The 19,655-nt window shown below is 63.0% G+C and carries 15 protein-coding genes; 8 read left to right on the top strand and 7 right to left on the bottom strand.

Annotated elements, in window-relative coordinates:
• Positions 1–37 precede the first annotated feature (37 nt).
• The 3 genes from HB777_29785 to HB777_29795 all read left to right on the top strand — a co-directional run bounded on the left by HB777_29785 (position 38) and on the right by HB777_29795 (position 2,452).
• Positions 38–511, top strand: coding sequence for a CYTH domain-containing protein (locus HB777_29785; GenBank protein QND67717.1), 474 nt, complete (start codon positions 38–40; stop codon positions 509–511).
• Positions 508–1,446, top strand: a complete 939-nt coding sequence (locus HB777_29790) for a CHAD domain-containing protein (protein QND67718.1) — start codon at positions 508–510, stop codon at positions 1,444–1,446. Before HB777_29785 ends, HB777_29790 begins: the two co-directional genes overlap by 4 nt.
• 178 nt (positions 1,447–1,624) lie before the next feature.
• Positions 1,625–2,452: a lipo-like protein gene (locus HB777_29795; protein QND67719.1), complete on the top strand. Its 828-nt coding sequence runs from the start codon at positions 1,625–1,627 to the stop codon at positions 2,450–2,452.
• 87 nt (positions 2,453–2,539) lie between these two features.
• Here the strand turns inward: HB777_29795 and HB777_29800 are convergent, their stop codons facing one another.
• Entirely contained in the window at positions 2,540–3,901 is a 1,362-nt protein-coding gene (locus HB777_29800) for an adenylate/guanylate cyclase domain-containing protein (GenBank protein QND67720.1), read from the bottom strand.
• A 244-nt stretch (positions 3,902–4,145) separates the two neighbouring features.
• Positions 4,146–4,946: an XRE family transcriptional regulator gene (locus tag HB777_29805; protein QND67721.1), complete on the bottom strand. Its 801-nt coding sequence runs from the start codon at positions 4,944–4,946 to the stop codon at positions 4,146–4,148.
• A 113-nt stretch (positions 4,947–5,059) separates the two neighbouring features.
• Here HB777_29805 and HB777_29810 point away from each other — a divergent pair, with 113 nt between their 5' ends.
• The 5 genes from HB777_29810 to HB777_29830 all read left to right on the top strand — a co-directional run bounded on the left by HB777_29810 (position 5,060) and on the right by HB777_29830 (position 15,648).
• Positions 5,060–5,920 (top strand): ATP/GTP-binding protein, encoded by an 861-nt coding sequence (locus tag HB777_29810; protein ID QND67722.1) that lies wholly within the window; start codon positions 5,060–5,062, stop codon positions 5,918–5,920.
• Positions 5,921–6,361: 441 nt separating this feature from the next.
• Positions 6,362–12,073 (top strand): GAF domain-containing protein, encoded by a 5,712-nt coding sequence (locus HB777_29815; protein QND67723.1) that lies wholly within the window; start codon positions 6,362–6,364, stop codon positions 12,071–12,073.
• Positions 12,070–12,459, top strand: coding sequence for a response regulator (locus tag HB777_29820; GenBank protein QND67724.1), 390 nt, complete (start codon positions 12,070–12,072; stop codon positions 12,457–12,459). The genes HB777_29815 and HB777_29820 overlap by 4 nt, the downstream gene beginning before the upstream one ends.
• On the top strand, positions 12,456–13,709 hold the full coding sequence (locus tag HB777_29825; GenBank protein QND67725.1) for a response regulator: 1,254 nt from the start codon (positions 12,456–12,458) through the stop codon (positions 13,707–13,709). The genes HB777_29820 and HB777_29825 overlap by 4 nt, the downstream gene beginning before the upstream one ends.
• Before the next feature lie 190 nt (positions 13,710–13,899).
• Positions 13,900–15,648 carry a tetratricopeptide repeat protein gene (locus tag HB777_29830; GenBank protein QND67726.1) on the top strand — a complete coding sequence of 583 codons (1,749 nt, stop codon included), beginning with the start codon at positions 13,900–13,902 and terminating at the stop codon, positions 15,646–15,648.
• Between the two features lie 467 nt (positions 15,649–16,115).
• Here HB777_29830 and HB777_29835 read toward each other — a convergent pair whose 3' ends face one another.
• The 5 genes from HB777_29835 to HB777_29855 all read right to left on the bottom strand — a co-directional run bounded on the left by HB777_29835 (position 16,116) and on the right by HB777_29855 (position 19,619).
• A complete protein-coding gene (locus tag HB777_29835; protein ID QND67727.1) occupies positions 16,116–17,840 on the bottom strand; it encodes a SulP family inorganic anion transporter in 1,725 nt (574 codons plus the stop codon).
• 68 nt (positions 17,841–17,908) lie between these two features.
• Positions 17,909–18,187: a helix-turn-helix transcriptional regulator gene (locus HB777_29840; protein ID QND67728.1), complete on the bottom strand. Its 279-nt coding sequence runs from the start codon at positions 18,185–18,187 to the stop codon at positions 17,909–17,911.
• 46 nt (positions 18,188–18,233) lie between these two features.
• Complete coding sequence (locus HB777_29845; protein ID QND67729.1) at positions 18,234–18,533, bottom strand: hypothetical protein; 300 nt, start codon at positions 18,531–18,533, stop codon at positions 18,234–18,236.
• Between the two features lie 9 nt (positions 18,534–18,542).
• The gene (locus HB777_29850; protein QND67730.1) at positions 18,543–19,262 is read right to left on the bottom strand and encodes a phosphatase PAP2 family protein; all 720 of its coding nucleotides are present in this window, start codon (positions 19,260–19,262) and stop codon (positions 18,543–18,545) included.
• A 15-nt stretch (positions 19,263–19,277) separates the two neighbouring features.
• Positions 19,278–19,619 (bottom strand): hypothetical protein, encoded by a 342-nt coding sequence (locus HB777_29855; GenBank protein QND67731.1) that lies wholly within the window; start codon positions 19,617–19,619, stop codon positions 19,278–19,280.
• Positions 19,620–19,655: the final 36 nt, after the last annotated feature.

Below are 19,655 nucleotides of genomic sequence, written 5' to 3' on the forward strand. Positions count from 1 at the left end.
TTGCCATCGCCGGCGGTAACCGCTTTAGTGCGCGGCCATGGGCAAGGAAGTCGAGCGCAAGTTCCTGGTCTCCGGCACCGCATGGCGGGATCTGGCCGAGGCGGATATCCGCATCCTGCAGTTCTATCTCGCCGCCGGCCCCGGGCGCACGGTTCGCATCCGCATCAGCGACGGCACGTCCGCCAAGCTGACGCTCAAGTTCGGCAGTAAGGCGCGCGAGCGCGACGAATTCGAATACCCGATCCCGCTGTCGGAGGCGGTGGAGATGCTGGACTTCGCCATCGGACATGTCATCGAGAAGACACGTCACCATGTTAGGCACCGCGGCTATCTCTATGAAGTCGATGTCTTTGGCGGTCCGCTTGCGGGACTTGTGGTCGCAGAACTTGAGACGCCGGAGGACGTGCCGGACGAAATGCTGCCTGACTGGCTCGGCCGTGAAGTCACCGGTGAGCAGAAATTCTACAACGCGTCGCTCGCCCTCGGGGGGATACCGGAGATCGCCGCATGAGCTTTCGTATCGATCCGCGCCTGCCGCTGACCGGCGAGGTCAGGCGTATCCTTGCCGAGGAAATCGGGAAGGCGCTCCATCATCTTGACTCCGCGCGCAGCCGGCCAGAACAGGCGCTGCACAAATGCCGCAAGCGACTGAAGAGCGCTCGCGCCTTGTTGCGCCTCGTTCGTTCCGGTGACGAAACATTCTGCGAGACCGAAAACCAATGCTACCGCAACGTAGCCAGCCTGCTTGCAGGCCCGCGCGAGGCGACGGCGCTGATCGAGACCATCGACCGGCTGGCGGCAAGCTTTCCCAAGGAGAGCGCCGACGACGGGCTGGGCGCGGTTCGCGACAGGCTGATTGCACGACAGCATGAAATGCATGAAGGCGCAGGGCTCGAAGCGGCGATCGGGGCGGCGACCGCCGCTTGCGAGGAAGGCCTCAAGCGGATCGAAAGCCTTGTCTTGCCCGACCAGCCGGAACAGGCTGCCGATGTCCTTGCCGAAGGCGCCCGCATCACCTTGCGCCGGGCCAGGAAGGCGCTGGAGAAGGCCGGATCGCGCGGCGTCGCCAATGATTTCCACGATCTGCGCAAGGCGGCCAAGACCCACGGCATGCATCTGTCGCTGCTCGGCAGGCTGTGGCCGACGCCGATCAAGGCCAGGCGCAAGGCGGTCGACGAACTGGGCGAGCGGCTGGGCGACCTGCACGATGTGCTGGTGATGCGCGATCTTCTCGAGGCTGACGACGGCCCGCTCGGGCCGCCCGAAGACACGAAGCTTCTGGGCAAGCTTTTGAAGCGGTCGGAGAAGCAGCTGAAGAAGAGCTGTCTTGCCGAGGCGGCCGAGCTGTTCGGCGACAGTCCCAAACGCTCGACACGCAAACTGGCGCGCAAGGCGCGCGACGATCTGGCTGCGTCGCCGGAAGAAGCAAACGGCATCGTAGGCTGACTTGGCGCCTTTCCTCGTCCCTCCGGGGGGAGGAAGGCGCGCGTTCACCGGCTTCATTCCTCTACCTTCAGCGGGGAGAAGGTGGCGCGCCGGATGAGGGGCTGCGCCCTGTCGGCAACCCTGTCGCTCCACCCGCGCGCTAGCCCTTATTACCCACCCATGCTAATCGGCATAGGGCATGACCGAGTCCGCCGACACGCTTCTGGATCGACTTGGCCGCTGGCTTGCCGGCCGGCTGCAGGAAGAATCTTCCGGCTATGAGCCCTACACGCCATCCGATGCCGAGACGCTGCGCCGCACGCTTGAGCCCGGCGACATCCTGCTGATCGAAGGCAACCAGAAGATATCGGCGGCGATCAAGTACCTGACCCAGTCGACCTGGTCGCATGCCGCCTTCTATGTGGGCGACGCGCTGGCCGAACCGGAAGACGGAACGGAACGGCGGCGGCTGATCGAGGTCACGCTCGGCGAAGGCTGCGTCGCCGTGCCGCTGTCGCGCTATCGCACCTACAACACCCGCATCTGCCGGGCGAGCGGGCTGGCGCCGGAGGACCGCGACAAGGTCGTCGCCTTCATGATCGGCAAGCTCGGCCTGAAATACGACCTCAAGAACATTTTCGACATGCTGCGGTTTTTCCTGCCTACGCCGCCGGTGCCGGTGCGCTGGCGCCGCCGCATGCTGGCATTCGGCTCCGGCGATCCGACGCGGGCCATCTGCTCCTCGCTGATCGCCGAAGCCTATGGCCAGATCCACTATCCCATCCTGCCCGAGATCACCCGCGCGCCCGGCCGTGCGTCGGCACAGTCGACCTATATGCGCAAGGAAATCCTGCACATCCGCCACCACTCGCTCTACACGCCGCGTGATTTCGACCTTTCGCCGTTTTTTCGCATCGTCAAACCAACGCTGGAATATGGTTTCGACTACCGGGAGATGGTCTGGGACGACAAGGCCGACATAGACGCCGCAGCCGTAAAGGCTGGCGCGATCGCCTCAGACACGTGATGGCTATCGGCCCGGGTCAGGACATGCCCCTATGGCGCGGCCTGCCGCTATCCAGCCGAGGTGCAGGCGTTTCAGATGCGGCCTGTATCACGCCGAAACCGCAACCGCTCTGTGTTCGACCCAGACATGGACCGGTTCGTCCCGGCCGCGGATGCTCACCGGTCCATGATCGCGCGCATTCAACTGCGTCGTGGGCGATTCCGCCTTCGCGGCCTCAATCAGTCGTGACCCAAAGCAAATACTCGCCTGAAGCTCACGGCAGAGCGACTGCAAACGGCTGGCGACGTTGACGGTGTCGCCCACCACCGCGAAAGACAGATTGCGCTCGCTGCCGACCGCGCCGATGACCACTGCGCCATATTGTGCACCGATCCGAACGTCCAGCGGCGGGTACCCCCTGGACACCCGCTGGACATTCCAGCCTTCGAGAGCGGCGACCATCGCTTCAGCGCACTGGATGGCCCGAGTCGCGTCGTCATGGCTGGCTTGCGGAACCCCGAATGTCGCCATGATGCAATCGCCGATATAGTTATCGACGGTGCCATGGTGATCGAAAACGACCTGTTCCATGCGGCGGTGGAACTGACGCAGAAGTTCGAACACAGCTTCGGCCGGATGATCCTCGGAATAGTGTGTGAAGCCGACGATGTCGGCGAACAGCACCGCGATATCCTGCCGGCGGACCGGGCCGAAGGGCTCGTCATCGGTGGCGAGCTGGTCGACGACATTGGGCGAAAAATGCCGGGCGAGATTGGCGCGGGCGCGCTCTGCCTTGACATAGTCTTCCGACAGATGTCGGGAACGATAGACGACCAGCGCCATGATCGCGCCGATAATCAGCACAACCAACACGTTGGTCGCCTGCGCAAATGTATCGACGAAATTGGGGTTGAGATAGAGGTTCAGTCGCTCTGTCACCGGCAGCGAATAGAGGTTCGTCGCCGGAATGACGGTTCCCGGATGAGAAATCACCCATCCCACCCCGATCGCCCATGTCAGGGCCGCGAGTGCGCCGAGATAGAGCGCCAATCGTGTCGAAAGGGTCAGCGCGCCAAGGCATACGAAAATCAGCAGGAATTTGAAGCTGCCCTCGCGCAGTTGCATCGCGGCCGGCGCGACCTCCAGGGAAAACGGGTTGGGCGTTACCAGCAGAACGGTCAACAGAATGATGTCCAGCGTGCCGACGAGGTAACCGATCCACCATCGCGCCGTGCGACGGCGTGCAAAGAGAAACTGGATCAGGCCGACGAGCTGGAACAGCACGAGGCCCGCCAGCACGAAGAGCAGCGAAGCATCCCAGCGGCTGATCAATGAAAAGAAGCAGGAGATCACAGCGAGCGATGCCGTACGGGCCCAGAACTGCAATGCAGCGCCCTGGCGTTCTGCGCGCGCCCGCAAATTTTTCAGGCGCGAATAGCGGCGAAGTTCAAGTGTTGGCGCGGTCGGCATAGGATCACTTCGATTTCACGGGGGACGTGTCACGCATTCGGCAAACCGCCTCTACAGTCTGGCAAATCAGTGCGCGAACTCTATCATGAATGTGATTTCATTTTTGAACCGCGGCTGCGAAGAGCAAAAATGTTCGGACAAAAGATCATGGTGAAAACCGAAGCAGGACAGGCGGAGGCGTCCCTGTTCAGGTCACCAAAAAACCGCAGCGCCCGGCGTATCCTGCTCGGGATGATTGGCCGTGTCAGGCCGGTAACGGGCGGCGTCCCTTTGCAGGAGCGGCGGGCCGATCGAACGCACCGGCGTCGCGCGGATGCGGACCAATTGGCATGATTGCCGGAAATGGCGTCGCGCCAAAGGCAAACGTCCATTTGTAGCCGACCAGCCCGTCTTCGGGCGTCGTGTGCTGGTCGTGATGGGCGAGCAGTTTGGCGCGATCGGCGAGATCCTCCGCCTCGCGCCGCACCATCTCCGCCGTCTCCGGCCGCATCCGCCTGGAGAAGCTGACGAAGGTCGCTTCCTTGTCGATATGGGTGATGGCCCAGCCGATGAAATTCTTGTTGGTCATTTCGAACAGCGGCCTGAGCGGCCCTTCGAAATTCCACTGGATAGGCGTCTCGACCAGCACCCTTGCCGTGAGACCCCGGCCGAGAGCGACCAGGCCGAGCTCCTCGAGATCGCGCAGATAGAGGAACATCGAGGCCTCGCTCAGGCCTTGCGAGCGCATGATGCCTTCGGGCGTGAACTTTTCCGACAGCATGACGAAGACAAACAGCAGCGCCGGCCGGCCGGCGAGCCTGCGCTCGATCTCCGGCGCGATGTGGTTGACCGGACCTGGCCCCCGGTTCATCGAGCCGAGCACGTTCTCCAGTTCGACACCGGCGGCAGCGCAGATCTCCATCAGCCGGTCGAGCTTGCAGTTGCGCTCGTGGAAGATGCGCTTCACCGTCGGTTCGGAAACGCCCATGCGTTCGGCGAGCTCGCGATAGGTGACGCCCTTCGCCTTCAGCGTCCGCTTCAGCGCCTCGAAGATCAGACCGTTCATCGGATGCACCTCTTGCCAGCGGTTTCGTATCGACTTTCGATACTAGCGGTAATCGGCCTTTCGGAAAAGTATCGAAAATCATAGCTCTGCCGCGTCATCACAGGAGAGCAGTCATGAATACCCTCATCACCTCAGCCTTTCTCGTCGCCATCGGCAGCGCGTCGGTGCCTGCCGCCCAGGCCGGCGAACTCTGGCGCGCCACTGGCCTCGAACAGCCGGAATCGGCCCTGTTCGACGCCGCCAACAGCCGCATCATCGTCTCCAACATCGTTGGCAACCCTGGCGAGGCCGACGGCAACGGTTATCTCTCGGTGCTGTCCGTGGACGGCAAGACGGTCACCCAACACTGGACCGACGGCATGGATGCACCCAAGGGCATGGCGATAGCGGGCGGCAAGCTCTATGTCGCCGACATCACGAAAGTCCGCGTCGTCGACCTTGCCAGCGGCAAGCTCGTCGCCAGCATCGCGGTGCCGAACGCGGTCTTCCTCAACGACATGACATCGGACCAATCCGGCAAGGTCTATGTCACCGACATGCTGGCCGACGCCATCTACCGCATCGACGGCGACCGGCCGGACCTGTTCGTCAAGGACCCGATGCTGGCTTCGCCCAACGGCGTCTTCGCCGATGGCAACAGGCTGATCGTCGCCTCCTGGGGCAAGGGCATCAAGCCCGACTTCAGCACGGCGGAACCGGGCGGATTACTGTCCGTCGACATCGCCAGCAAGGTGGTTTCGCCCCTGCCGGGCGCCCAGAAATTCGCCGACCTCGACGGCGTCATCGCCATCGGCGACACCATCTACGCCACCGCCTACATGACCGGCACGCTCTACCGCTACAAGGACGGCGGCTCACCGGAAGCGGTGGCGCATTTCAAACCGGGTAGCGCCGACATCGGCACCGATGGGAAGTCGATCCTCTATGTGCCGTTGATGAATGAAGGTGAGGTGGCGGCGCTGCAGCTCGATTGAGAGCCATGGTCGGTGCCTCGGGGCCGATCTCCGAGACGTTCGCGCCAACAACCGTGAGATGGACCGTCATTCGTCGGCGCGCCCAACTCGAACTCGTATCGTGGCCAATAAACGACGTCCCCCGGATCGGCTCACCTTGTGCCAGGCGCCAATAGTGGACATTGCCGAGCAGATATTCTGACGTCGCCTTTGGGGCCGGAAGCTGACCGACTGGTTTTAAGGTGCCAAGAAGCGGGCACTGCGCCTACGACCCATCTCGGACGTATTCCCTATCTGCAATAGCTCCGAAAGCCGACGTTCAGGTGCATCACCAAAGCGGCCGCCCCTGCGTCACAAACGGACGTTGCAGGTCACCAAACTTGACGCTGGGCTGGCCAAAGCCGACACTGAGCAGAGAAAAACAGGAGCACCTCGGTGGGAGGGCCTGACTCCGACTCTGAGATGACGATCAGCTCGCTCCGATCCGAGTTGACAGCGGCGCGCGAAGAAAATCAGGTACGCACCGCGGAGGTCGCCAATCTACTTGAACAGCAGACTGCGACGAGTGCGATCCTCAGGGTGATCGCCGCATCGCCGACCGACATCCAACCCGTCCTGCAGGTCGTGGCGGAGAGTGCTGCGCGCTTCTGCGACACCTACGACGCCGGCATTTTCCTGGCGCGAGACGGCACACTATTCCCCAAAGCGCACTACGGCCCCATCGCCTTCGACTTCGAACCGATGCCGGTCGCACGCGATTGGGTCTGCGGTCGCGCGTTCGCCGACTGCAAGACTGTGCATGTCAACGACATAGCGGTTGCAGGTGCGGAGTTTCCTGTCAGCCAAACACTTGCCGAAAGGCTTGGCCACCGTACGATGCTCGCAACACCTCTCATGCGTGACACCGAGGCGATCGGCGCGCTCGTCATCAGGCGCATCGAGGTCAAGCCTTTCAGCGAGAAGCAGATCAAGCTGCTCAAGATTTTCGCCGACCAGGCGGTGATCGCCATCGAGAATGTCCGCCTGTTCGACGAGGTGCAGGCGCGCAACCGGGACGTGATGGAAGCGCTGGAACAGCAGACTGCGACCGGTGCCATCCTGCGGGTGATCGCGGCGTCGCCGACCGACATCCAACCGGTCCTGAATGCGGTCGCCGAAAGCGCCGCACAACTCTGCGAGGCCTATGACGCGGCGATCTTTCTGCGGCAAGGCGAATCGCTGGCCATTGGCGCACACCACGGGCCGATCCCCATCGACTTCACCACTTTTCCGATCACGCGGGATTGGGTCACCGGCCGCGCCGTGATCGATCGCAGGCCGATGCATGTGCATGATCTGCTCGCGCTGGAGGGCGAGTTCCCTGCAGGCCGATCGATGGCGCTACGGCTTGGTCACCGGACAATTCTCGCCACCCCTTTGCTGCGTGAGGACGAGGCCATTGGAGCGCTCGTCATTCGCCGAACGGAGGTCAGACCGTTCAGCGAAAAACAAGTCGAGCTACTCAAGACTTTCGCCGACCAGGCGGTGATCGCCATCGAGAATGTCCGCCTCTTCGAGGAGGTGCAGGCGCGCACGCGCGATCTCGGCGAGGCGCTGGAGCAGCAGACCGCGACCGCCGATGTGCTCAAGGCAATCAGCCGGTCGGCCTTCGATCTCCAACCGGTACTGCAGACGCTGGTCGACTCGGCAATACGCTTGGCCGGGGCGGACATGGGCGCAATCACGTTGCGCGTTGGCGATACATTGCGGTTCATGGCAGGCGGCGGGCAGGCTGCCGAGCTGCATGCATACGAACGAGCCAATCCACATGTCGTGGGACGAGGGACGTTCCAGGGCCGCGCCGCGCTGGAGGGATTGACGATCCACGTGGCAGACGCGCTTGAAGACCCGGAATACGAAAGGCCGGAAGCGGCAATCATGGGCAGTTTCCGCGGAGTCCTTTCTGTTCCGCTGAAGCGGGGTCAGGAGACCATCGGCGTATTCGGCATGGCGCGGCGGGCGATCGGGCTATTTTCACCGCGTCAAGTCGAACTGGTCGAGAGCTTCGCCGACCAGGCGGTGATCGCCATCGAGAATGTCCGCCTGTTCGACGAGGTGCAGGCGCGCAACCGTGAGGTGACTGAATCGCTGGAACAGCAGACGGCGACGGCCGAAGTGTTGAAGACGATCAGCAGTTCGGCGTTCGATCTCGATTCCGTGCTGCATACGCTTGTGAAGTCCGCATCCGACCTCTGTCATTCCGGGATGGGCTACATCTATCTGCGCCAGGGCGACGTGTTGCAGCCGACGGTACAGATCGGATGGAGCCAAGAATTCCAGGACCACATGAACAACCTCCCGGTCACGCCAGGCCGGGGCAGCATCGCCGCCCGCGTTGCCCAGAGCGGGTCCGTGGAGCAGATTGCCGACGTTCTCGACGATCCGGAGTATACCAACATCGAAGGCCAGCGGCTCGGCGGCTTCCGCACCCTGCTGGGCGTTCCGCTGATGCGTGACGGCGCCGTGACCGGCGTCTTCGTCCTCGCCCGCTCGTCGGTCTCGCCGTTCAGTACGCGCGAAATCGAACTGGTGCAGACATTTTCGGATCAGGCGGTCATCGCTATCGAGAACGTGCGGCTGTTCGAAGAGGTGAAGTCCCGCAACCGCGACCTAGCCGAGTCGCTGGAACAGCAGATGGCCACCGGCGCGATATTGCAGGTGATCGCCGGGTCTCCTACGGACATTCAGCCTGTGCTGGACGCCGTCGCTGAAAGTGCCGCTCGGCTGTGCGACGCCTATGACGCAACGATCTATCTGCTGCGCTCCGACAGGCTGGCTGTGGGAGCGCATCACGGACCGATTCCGATTGACAGTGCTGGCTTGCCGGTCGCGCGCGACATCGTTACCGGCCGCGCCGTATTGGATCGGGTGCCGGTCCACGTTCACGACTTGACCATCGCTGGAGAGGAGTTTGCAGCTGGCCGAATGATGGCTCAACGTCTTGGTTTTCGCGCGATTCTAGCCACTCCGCTGTTGCAGGAAGGAAAAGCAATCGGAGCGCTTATGATCCGGCGCATCGAGGCGCGGCCCTTTAGCGACAGCCAAATTGGCCTTCTCAAAACTTTCGCCAACCAGGCCGTCATCGCGATCGGCAATGTGCGGCTCTTCGAAGAGGTGCAGGCCCGCACCGCCGAACTTGGCGAAGCATTACAGCAGCAGACGGCCACGGCCGATGTGCTGAAAGTCATCAGCCGATCCGCCTTCGACTTGCACCGTGTCCTGGAAACGCTGATCGATTCGGCCTGCAAGCTTTGCGGGTCGCACACGGGCGGAATCTACATGCTGGACAACGACGGCGACGCCTACAAACTCGCTGCCAACTACGGAATGAGACCAGAGCTTGTTGCCTACGAGGCTCGCCATGCCATCCGCGTAGGACGGGATTCTTACGTCGGACGCAGTGCATTGGAAAAAGCGGTGATCCACGTTCCTGATGTCGCCAAGGATCTCGAATACGGGTTCCCGGAACTACCAAGTCTCGGCGGCTTTAAGGCCGTCCTGTCCGTGCCGCTGATGCGCGAGGGCGTACCGATCGGCGTTTTCTCAATGGGCAAGCCGGAGCCAGGTCCCTATACACCTCGACAGGTCGATCTCGTCCAGACGTTCGCCGACCAGGCGGTGATCGCGATCGAGAACGTGCGCCTGTTCGACGAGGTCCAGGCGCGCACGGCAGAACTCGGCGACGCCCTGCAGCAGCAGACGGCCACCGCCGACGTGTTGAAGGTGATCAGCCGCTCGACGTTCGATTTGCAGACGGTGCTCGATACGCTCACGCAATCGGCCGCGCAGCTTTGCGAGGCGGATATGGCTGGCATCACTCGGCAGGAGCCGGAAGGCGCCTACTACGCCACCAACTACAATCTGCCTCCGGACTGGCTGGAGTACGTCAAGGACAAGCACTTTGTGCCCGGACGCGGCAGTGTGGTCGGGCGGGCATTGCTCGACCGCGGGATCGTGCATCTGGCTGACGTCCTGGCCGATCCCGAATACACCTTCCTGGAGTCCACGAGCGAGGTTTGGTTCCGGACCGTGCTGGGTGTGCCGTTGATGCGCGAGGGAAATCCGATCGGCGTACTCATACTGGCCCGCCAGAAAGTCCAACCTTTCACCGAGAAACAGATCGATCTGATCCAGACCTTCGCAGACCAGGCGGTCATAGCCATCGAGAATGCACGCCTGTTCGAAGAAGTGCAGGCGCGCACCGCGGAATTGAGCGAGTCGCTGCAGCAGCAGACGGCGACGGCCGACGTCCTGAAGGCGATCAGCCGCTCGACCTTCGACCTCCGGGCAGTGCTCGACGCTCTGGCCGAATCGGTGACCCGGCTGTGCGAAGCGGACAATGCCTCGATCGTGCGTGAGACGGACGGCAAATTCGTCGAGGCTGCGAGTTACGGCTATCCGGCCGAGCTTGAGGAATATTTCAGCGGCTTTGTGCACGTTCCGGGGCGCGGCACTGGGGTCGGCCGAGTCCTGCTCGAAGGCAAGGCCGTCCAGATTCCGGACGTGCTGGCAGACGCCGACTACACGCTATGGGAAGGACAGCGGCTCGGCGGATACCGCACGGTGCTGGCCGTGCCGCTGCTGCGCGAGGGGGTTCCAATCGGCGTTTTCTCGCTCACCCGCTCGACAGTGCGGCCCTTCACCGAAAGGCAGATCGAACTCGTCGAAACCTTTGCCGACCAAGCGGTGATCGCCATCGAAAATGTCCGCCTGTTCGACGAGGTACAGGCGCGCACGGCGGAATTGAGCGAGTCGCTGCAGCAGCAGACGGCGACAGCCGATGTGCTGAAGGCGATCAGCCGCTCTACGTTCGACCTGCAGCCGGTTCTCGACACGCTGGCGGAATCAGCGGCCAAGCTGTGCGACGCGGACACTAGCGTCATCTTCAAGCGCGACGGCGATCTCTACCGGTGGTCGGCCGACTACGGCAATTTGCCTGAAGCCGCGGTTTTCGCCAAAGCCAATCCCTTCGCCGCCAGTCGCGACAGCGTCACCGGAAGGGTGGCCCTCGAAGCCCGCGCCGTCCACGTTTCGGACGTGCTCGCCGACCCGGACTACGGGGCAACGCAGCTTCAGAAGCTCGGCGGCTACCGGACCATTCTATGCGTTCCGATCTTGCGCGAAGGCGCGCCGGTCGGCGTGTTCGCGCTGACGCGGTCACAGGTGCGGGACTTCACGCCGAGGCAGATCGAGCTGGTCGAGACGTTTGCCGACCAGTCCGGCATAGCGATCGAGAACGTCCGGCTGTTCGACGAAGTGCAGGCGCGTACCCGCGAATTGTCACGCTCGCTCGAAGATCTAAGGACCGCGCAGGACCGCCTCGTGCAAACGGAGAAGCTCGCCTCACTCGGCCAGTTGACCGCCGGTATCGCCCACGAGATCAAGAACCCGCTCAACTTCGTCAACAACTTCTCAGCGCTCTCCGGCGAACTCATCGATGATTTGAGCAGCGTGCTGGCCGGAGCGCCTTTGGAGGCATCCGTGCGCAAAGAGGTCGCCGAGCTGACAGGCATGCTCAAGAGCAATCTCGACAAGGTGGTCCAGCACGGCAAGCGGGCCGATTCCATCGTCAGGAACATGCTGCTGCATTCGCGCGCGGGTTCAGGAGAGCATCGTCCGATCGACATCAATGCCGTCGTGGAGGAGAGCCTGAACCTTGCCTATCACGGGGCGCGCGCCGAAAAGCCGGGATTCAACGTCACGCTGACGCGGAATTTCGACCCGCAGGCGGGGGATGTCGATCTCTACCCGCAGGAGATCACGCGGGTGCTTCTCAACCTCATCTCCAACGGCTTTTATGCAACGGCCAAGCGCAGCGCCGCGGCGAATGGCGCGGACTATGAGCCGACGCTCTCCGCCACCACCAGGAGTCTCGGCGACCGTGTCGAAATCAGGATCCGCGACAACGGCACAGGCATTCCGTCAGAGGTTAAGGAGAAGATGTTCAATCCATTCTTCACGACCAAGCCAGCCGGCGAGGGCACTGGACTCGGCCTGTCGCTCAGCCACGACATCGTCGTCAAACAGCATGCCGGCACGATCGACGTCGACAGCCAGCCAGGCGAGTTCACCGAGTTCCGGATTGTGCTGCCGCGCGCTGCGGCCTCGCTCGCAAAATCGGGAGCTGAAGGATGAGCCTCCTCATCCTGGTCGTCGACGACGAGCCCGACGTCGAGCCGCTGTTTCGCCAGCAGTTCCGCCGCGACATCCGAGCCACCCGCTTCACCATGGAGTTCGCGCAATCGGCGGTCGATGCGTTGGAGCAGATCGACCACGCCGAAGGGGTGACACTGATCCTGGTGCTGTCCGACATCAATATGCCCGGCATGAGCGGGCTCGAGCTGCTGCCGAAGATCAAGGTGCTGCGGCCCGACGTCCCGGTCATCATGATCACCGCCTATGGCGACGCCGAGACCAAGCGCAAGGCGTTGGAGAACGGCGCCGAAGCGCTGCTGACCAAGCCGATCGACTTTGCGGCGCTCAGGCAACAGATCGAAACGCGGCTGGGAATGGTGGCGTGACGGCGCGCATCCTCGTGGTGGACGACGAGCCCGATCTTGAGGTCTTGATCGTCCAGAAGTTCCGGCGTCAGATCCGCGACGGCGCGGTCATTTTCCTGTTTGCCAGCGATGGTGTGGACGCCCTGTCCGTCATCGACGGCGACAGTGACATCGACATGGTGCTGTGCGACATCAACATGCCCCGTATGGACGGCCTGTCGCTGCTGGAGAAGCTGCAGCAGGCCGAGGGGCAGCAGCTTTCGACGGTCATCGTCTCCGCCTACGGTGACATGGCCAACATCCGCACTGCGATGAACCGCGGCGCCTTCGACTTCATCACTAAGCCGATCGACTTTGCCGACCTTGAGACCACGATCGCCAAGACCTTGAAGCATCGCGAGGTGCTGCACGAGGCGCATCGGCGGCAAGCGGTCGCGGAGCGCGCGCATGCATCGCTGTCGCGCTACTTCTCGCCCAATCTGGCCGAGCGACTGGCCGGCGACGCCGACGGGTTGGCGCTAGCCGGACAGTGGCGCGAGGTCGCCTCGCTGTTCACCGACATTACCAGCTTCACCACGCTGGTGGAAACGATCGACCCTGCCACGCTAGGCGCGCTCCTCAATGACTATTTGGCCGGCATGACCGACGTCGTGTTCGCGCATGAAGGCACCGTCGCCAAGATCGTCGGCGATGCGCTGCATGTGCTGTTCGGCGCGCCTGGCGAGCAGCAGGACCATGCGGCGCGCGCGGTTGCCTGCGCGCTCGAGCTCGACGCGCTGTCGCAATCGTTCCGCGACAGCTGGCGCGACAAGGGCGTCGCGGTCGGTACCACCCGCATCGGCGTCCATGCAGGTCCGGCGCTGGTCGGAAATTTCGGCGGAGGCCGCTTCTTCGACTACACGGCCTATGGCGACACCATCAATATCGCGGCGCGGCTGGAAAGCGCCAACAAGCAGCTGGGCACGCGTATCTGCGTCAGCGGGAGCGCGGCTGCAAGGGTCGAGGGCTTCCGCGGACGGCCGGTCGGCGATCTGATGCTGCGCGGGAGGGCCGAGGCGCTGCGCGCGTTCGAGCCTTTGTCGTCAAAGCAGTATGATGATCCTTCGACGGCGAGCTATCTCGAAGCCTTCGGCAGATTGGAGGCCGGAGATGCAAACGCGCTTACGGCTTTCGCCGCGCACATCGGCAAATGTCCGGACGACCAGCTCGCCAGCTTCCATCTCAAGCGGCTGCTCAACGGCGCCAAGGGAACGCGGATCAGCCTCGACTGATCTTTGCGCCTGTCGCTGCCGCGACCGTCAAGCCTCGTCGCCGGCAATGTCTGCTTTCACGAGGTGGCAAAGGTGCCCTCAACGGCCGACAGGGTCGCATACGCCGGCACTGCACGCTCGCATTCGAGGTCGCACTAGAATACGCTCGCCGCCCGGAGCTTCGACTTTATGGAAGAGGCAGGACACAAGCATGGAGCGACGCCTCACCGCAATCCTTGCTGCCGACGTCGTCGGCTACAGCCGCCTCATGGGAGCCGACGAGGTTGGCACGCTTGCACAGCTGAAGAGGCTTCGCGCCGAAGTGATCGAGCCCAAGATCACAGAGTCCCACGGACGCATCGTCGGTTCCGCTGGCGACAGCCTTCTTGTCGAATTCGCCAGCGCAGTCCACGCGGTGCAGTGTGCGGTCGAAGCCCAGGAGGGATTGGCTGCTCACAATGCAAGTTTGCCCGAAGACAAGCGCATGACTTTCCGTATGGGCGTGAATTTGAGCGACGTGATTGCCGAGGACGATACAATCTACGGTGATGGTGTGAACATCGCCGCGCGGCTCGAGAAGCTTGCAGAACCTGGCGGCGTCTGCGTCGCGAGCAACGTCTACGAGCAGGTCAAGGGCAAACTAGACTATGCCTACACCGACCTCGGTAGCCATCAGGTCCACAACATCGTGGAGGCGGTGCGCGCCTATCAGGTCAGTCGAGCAAAACCAACTTCGGTATTCTCGACAAGGGAGAGGCTGACGCTTCCCGAAAAACCGTCCATCGCGGTCTTGCCATTCGACAACCTCAGTGGCGACCCCGAGCAGGGCTACTTCGCTGACGGCATGGTGGAGGAGATCATCACCGCGCTGTCCCGGACGCGCTGGCTGTTCGTCATCGCGCGCAACTCGAGCTTTACCTACAAGGGCCGGGCAGTGGACATCAAGCAGGTCGGGCGCGAGCTTGGTGTGCGCTATGTGCTTGAAGGGAGCGTGCGCAAGGCGGCGAGCAGGGTGCGCATCACCGGGCAGCTTATCGATGCGGCAACGGGTGCACATCTATGGGCCGACCGTTTCGACGGCGGGCTGGAGGACGTTTTTGACCTGCAGGAGGACGTGACCCGGAGCGTCGTCGGAGCGATCGCTCCGAAGCTGGAACAGGCAGAGATCGAGCGGGCCAAGCGCAAGCCGACCGAGCACCTTGACGCTTACGACTATTATCTGCGCGGGATAGCAAGCCTCCACCAGTTGACCAGGGAATCCAATGCAAACGCCCTTCAGTTGTTTTACAAGGCCATCGAACTCGACCCTGAATTCGCCTCGGCATACGGCATGGCCGCGTGGTGTGCCGTCATGCGCAAGGCAAACGGCTGGATGGCCGATCGTGAGCAGGAAACCGTCGAGACAGAACGCCTGGCTCTGAAGGCAGTGGATTTGGGCAGGGATGACGCGGTTGCGCTCTCACTCGGCGGGCACGCGCTCGCGTTTGTCGTGGGCGACAACAATAGCGGGGCAGCGTTCATTGATCGCGCGCTCGCGCTCAATCCGAACCTGGCCACTGCGTGGCTATTCAGCGGCTGGGTCAGAGTCGACCTCGGCGATGCGGAAACCGCCCTCCAGCACCTCGCGACTGCGATACGCATGAGCCCGGTCGACCCGCTCATGTTCGATATGCAGAATGCGGTTGCAGTGGCTCATCTCTTCGCTGGTCGATTTGAGGAGGCATCATCTTGGGCCGAAAGGTCGTTGCGGGAAAAGCCGGACTTTTTGGGGTCGTTGCGCTATGCGGCTGCAAGCTATGCTCACGCCGGCCGAACCGAGGACGCGCAAAAGGTGGTGAGCCGAATTCTCGCCCTCGATCCTGGCCAACGAATTTCCAATCTCGCCGACGTCGTTTCAGCCGTCCCAGCCCATATGGCTCTGCTTGCAGAAGGTTTGCGAAAGGCGGGGCTGCCGGAATAGCGCTGCCAGGCTGGCGCATCGATCGTGAGTCGGGAACGCACCGAGATCGCAAAGACCGCACCGTGGGTGGCGTCGGCCCGGCACAAATCGCCATAGGGCGCCGTACAAGCGATCCCGCGTCATGTCAGGGGTGGGTCACTGATCCCAACTCGTCGCGTGGGCCTCGATTGGGGTGCCTGTGGCAAAGCACCTGCTCGATCTCAAGCCAAGTCGGCGATCCGTAGGCATAGGCAATGGCTGCTTCGGCAGGACGGCTGATCGGCCGTTTTTGGCGCAACCGCGACCTCCAGCCTAATCGCCGGCAAGGTCCGCTTTCAGGAAGCTGCGAAGCCGACCTCAACGGCCGAGATGCAGCGCAAAGCGGTCGTTCACTTCGCGCCGCGTGTGAGTCAACTCAGGGTCAAAAGTTGACGTTCAGCCGGCGGACACCTTGTACCAAGTGGCCACCGGTCGGCAAATCTTGACTGCTATTCCGCCTCCAGCTTCCCTTTCAGTTGCGCCCGTGCGTCGCGGATCGAGGCGGCATAGGTCACCAGCGGACGCTTGACGCCGTGGTTGATCAGCATGCGCCGTATCTGCGGCGCGGCACCCGATATGATGAAGCGGACACCGGCGCGCTTCGCCTTGTGGGCGGCGCCCTCGATGACATTGGCCGCCGTCGAATCGAAGAACGGTACGGCCGAGCAGTCGAGGATGAAGTTCTTGCGCTGGTCGGCGATGCGGTCGAGCACGGTGCCGACGGTCGACGCGGCGCCGAAGAAGAAGGCGCCCGAAATGCGGTAGACGACAGTATCGGCGTCGGTCGCCTCGCTGGAATCGTAGGCGTTGGTGCTGTCGGCGACATCCTCCTGCACCAGCGGCTGATCGACCTCGACCGCAATCGACTTGGCCATGCGGTCGATGAACAGGATCGACCCCAGCACGAAGCCGACGACGATCCCTTCGGTGAGGTCGCGGAAGATGACGAGCAGGAAGGTCGCCATCAGCACCAGCGCGTCGCCGCGCGACGTGCGCAGCAACGTGGCGAAGGCCTGTTTCTCGAACATGTTCCAACACACGACCGCCAGCACGCCGGCAAGGGCGGCGAGCGGGATGTAGCTGGCGAGCGGCGCCGCCACCAGCATCAGCGCGAGCAGGATGGCGGAGTGGACGATGCCCGAAACCGGTCCGTGGGCGCCGGCCCGCACATTGGTCGCGGTGCGGGCGATGGTGCCGGTGGCGCAGATGCCGCCGAACAGGGCGGACGCGATGTTGGCGAAGCCTTGCGCCACCAGTTCGCAGTTGGAACGATGCCGCCGGCCCGTCATTCCGTCGGCGACCACCGCCGACAGAAGCGATTCGATCGCGCCGAGCAGGGCAAAGGCAATGGCGTCCGGCAGCACGTCAATCATCCTGCCCAGGCTGATCGGTGGAAAAGCGGGCATCTGCAGGCTGCGCGGGATCCCGCCAAAGCGGGTGCCGATCGTCTCCGCCGGTAGCGCAAGAAGCGCCACGGCCAGCGATGCCAGCCCGATGGCGATGAGCATGGCAGGCCATGTCGGCCGCCAGCGCTTCAGGCAGGCGATGGTGACGATGGTCAACACCGCCACGAAGGTCGCCGCCGGGTTGATGGTGCCGACCGCCTCACCGACCGCGATCAACTTCGGCACCAGCGGTCCCGGCTCCTTGCCGGCAAGCTTCAGCCCGAACAGTTCGACGATCTGTCCCGAAAAGATGATGACGGCGATGCCGGCGGTGAAGCCGACCGTCACCGGATAGGGAATGAACTTGATGTAGGTGCCGAGACGGAGATAGCCGATGGCGAGCAGGAAGACGCCTGCCATCATCGTTGCCAGCAGCAGCCCGTCGACACCGACCCGGGCAGCCGTCGCGGCCACCAGCACGATGAAGGCGCCGGCCGGGCCGCCGATCTGGAAGCGGCTGCCGCCGAGCGCTGAAATGATGAACCCGCCGACGATCGAGGTGTAGAGGCCGCGCTCAGGCGTCACGCCCGAGGCGATCGCGATCGCCATCGACAATGGCAGCGCGACGATGGCCACCGTCAGCCCGGCGATGGCGTCCGCCTTGAAGTTTGCGAGCGTGTAGCCCTCGCGCCAGACCGTCACCAGCTTTGGCGTGAACAATTCGGAAAATGTCGGCTTGTGGGCCGACTTATGGGCCGGTTGATGTACTGCCCGCTGCGTCTGATCCATGGACTGCCTTCCGTACCCTGAAGGCGGCGGGATCGTCGGCAGGACTGTCGGCGGTCGCCGTCGCGACTTTATGCCGGCTCAGCCTTGGGATCTGGCGGCACGACAGGCTTGAGGCGCACGCCCCGGCCGCCGCGCTCGCTGGTCTGGTTCTCGCCGATCAATTCCACCCCGGCCTCGTCAAGGGCCTGGATGACCTTCATCAGCGTGTCGACCACGCCCCTGACCACGCCATCGCTCGCCTCCATCCGCTGGATGGTCGGAAGCGAAACGCCGGCGCGCTCGGCGAGCGTCTTCTGATCGATGCCGGCCAACGCCCTTGCGGCGCGCATCTGCGCGGCAGTGATCATCGGCCGGAACCCCCGTCTGAGTCTGCGGAAATAACGTATAATACCATCATTGTGATGTTTCAAGCATCAATATGAACGTCTGAGACGTAAGCGGCGTCACCTGATCGACCATTTTTTCAGATACTTCCCGAGGATTGCTCTGGCTCTTTGATCGACGCAATTCCCAAGGGAAAGCGCCATGCGCTTTTCCCGGGAAAACCGTTTCGCACTTTTCCTGGAATTGCTCTAGGGTGTTCCATCTGGGGTGGGAGATAACGCGGTTGACTGTTTTCAAGACCTTCATGACATCGGCATGCTTGCTGTCGGTGGTTTTGCTGTTGGCGGGTTGCGGGCACGGGCTGATCAACCGGCTGATCTAATCTCCAGTTTCGCTGTCGCCGTTCAGGGGCTGCCCGCGCCATCGCTGCCACACCTGGGCAGTGAGCCAGCAAAGCATTGCCCAGACGAAGCCGGCGCACCAGCCGGCCAGCACATCCGACGGCCAGTGCACACCGAGATAGATGCGGCTGATGCCGACCAGCAGCGTCGTCAGCACCGCCAGCGACAGCACATAGATCTTCGTCGTTCGCCCCGGCAGGAAGCGCGCTGCCAGCGCGCCGAGCGTCAGATAGGTCACTGCCGACAGCATGGCGTGGCCGCTCGGAAAGGACAGCGACGTTTCGTTGACGAGATGCGAGACGAGTTCGGGGCGCGGCCGGTCGATGCCGGCTTTCAGCAGGCTCGACAGCACCTGGCCACCGGCCACCGCCACGAAGATGAAAAAGGCGGTCGCCGGCCTGCGGATAAGCAAGAGATAAAGGATTACCGCCGTGACGATCAGCACCAGCACGCTGCCGCTGCCGAGGCTGGTGATGTCGCGCATCGCGCCCTCCAGCCAAAGCGGGCCGATCGGCACCCCCGGCTGGCCCGGCTGACGGAAGGCGAGCAGGATCTCGGTGTCGAAGGCGTGCGGTGTGGTGGCCCGCGCCACCTCCATCAACTCCTCGAAGCCCCACAGGCCGCCGGCGACGACCAGGCCGGCCAGCAGCACCGGGAATTCGACCCGGTTGAGCAGCGCGTTGGCGGCGTTCTTCATCGGCAAATTCGCCCGTTACAACCGGCCTTGCAGATAGGGTCCGAGCGTGATCAGCGCCACGGCGGCGATCGCCAGCATGATGCCGGTCGCCTGCAGCGCGTTGACGCGCTCGCCGAAGAACACGAGTGCTACGACATTCACCGAGACCAGCTGGATGACGGCCGAGAGGCTGAACGACACCGACATGCCGAACTCGCGGATCAACCGCAGCATGATCAGATTGCCCAACGAATAGAGCGCGAGCGTCAGCAGGATCTTGCCCAGGCTCGGCGCCAGGCCCCATTGCTTGGCGGCCGTCGCCGCCAGCAGGAAAATGACCGTCGAAAAGCCAAGCTGCAGCAATCCCGAAAAACTCAACGTCCCGTCCCCTCTCGAAGCGGCATCGGCCGCGTG

This window comes from Mesorhizobium loti (assembly GCA_014189435.1).
GTDB lineage: Bacteria > Pseudomonadota > Alphaproteobacteria > Rhizobiales > Rhizobiaceae > Mesorhizobium > Mesorhizobium loti_G.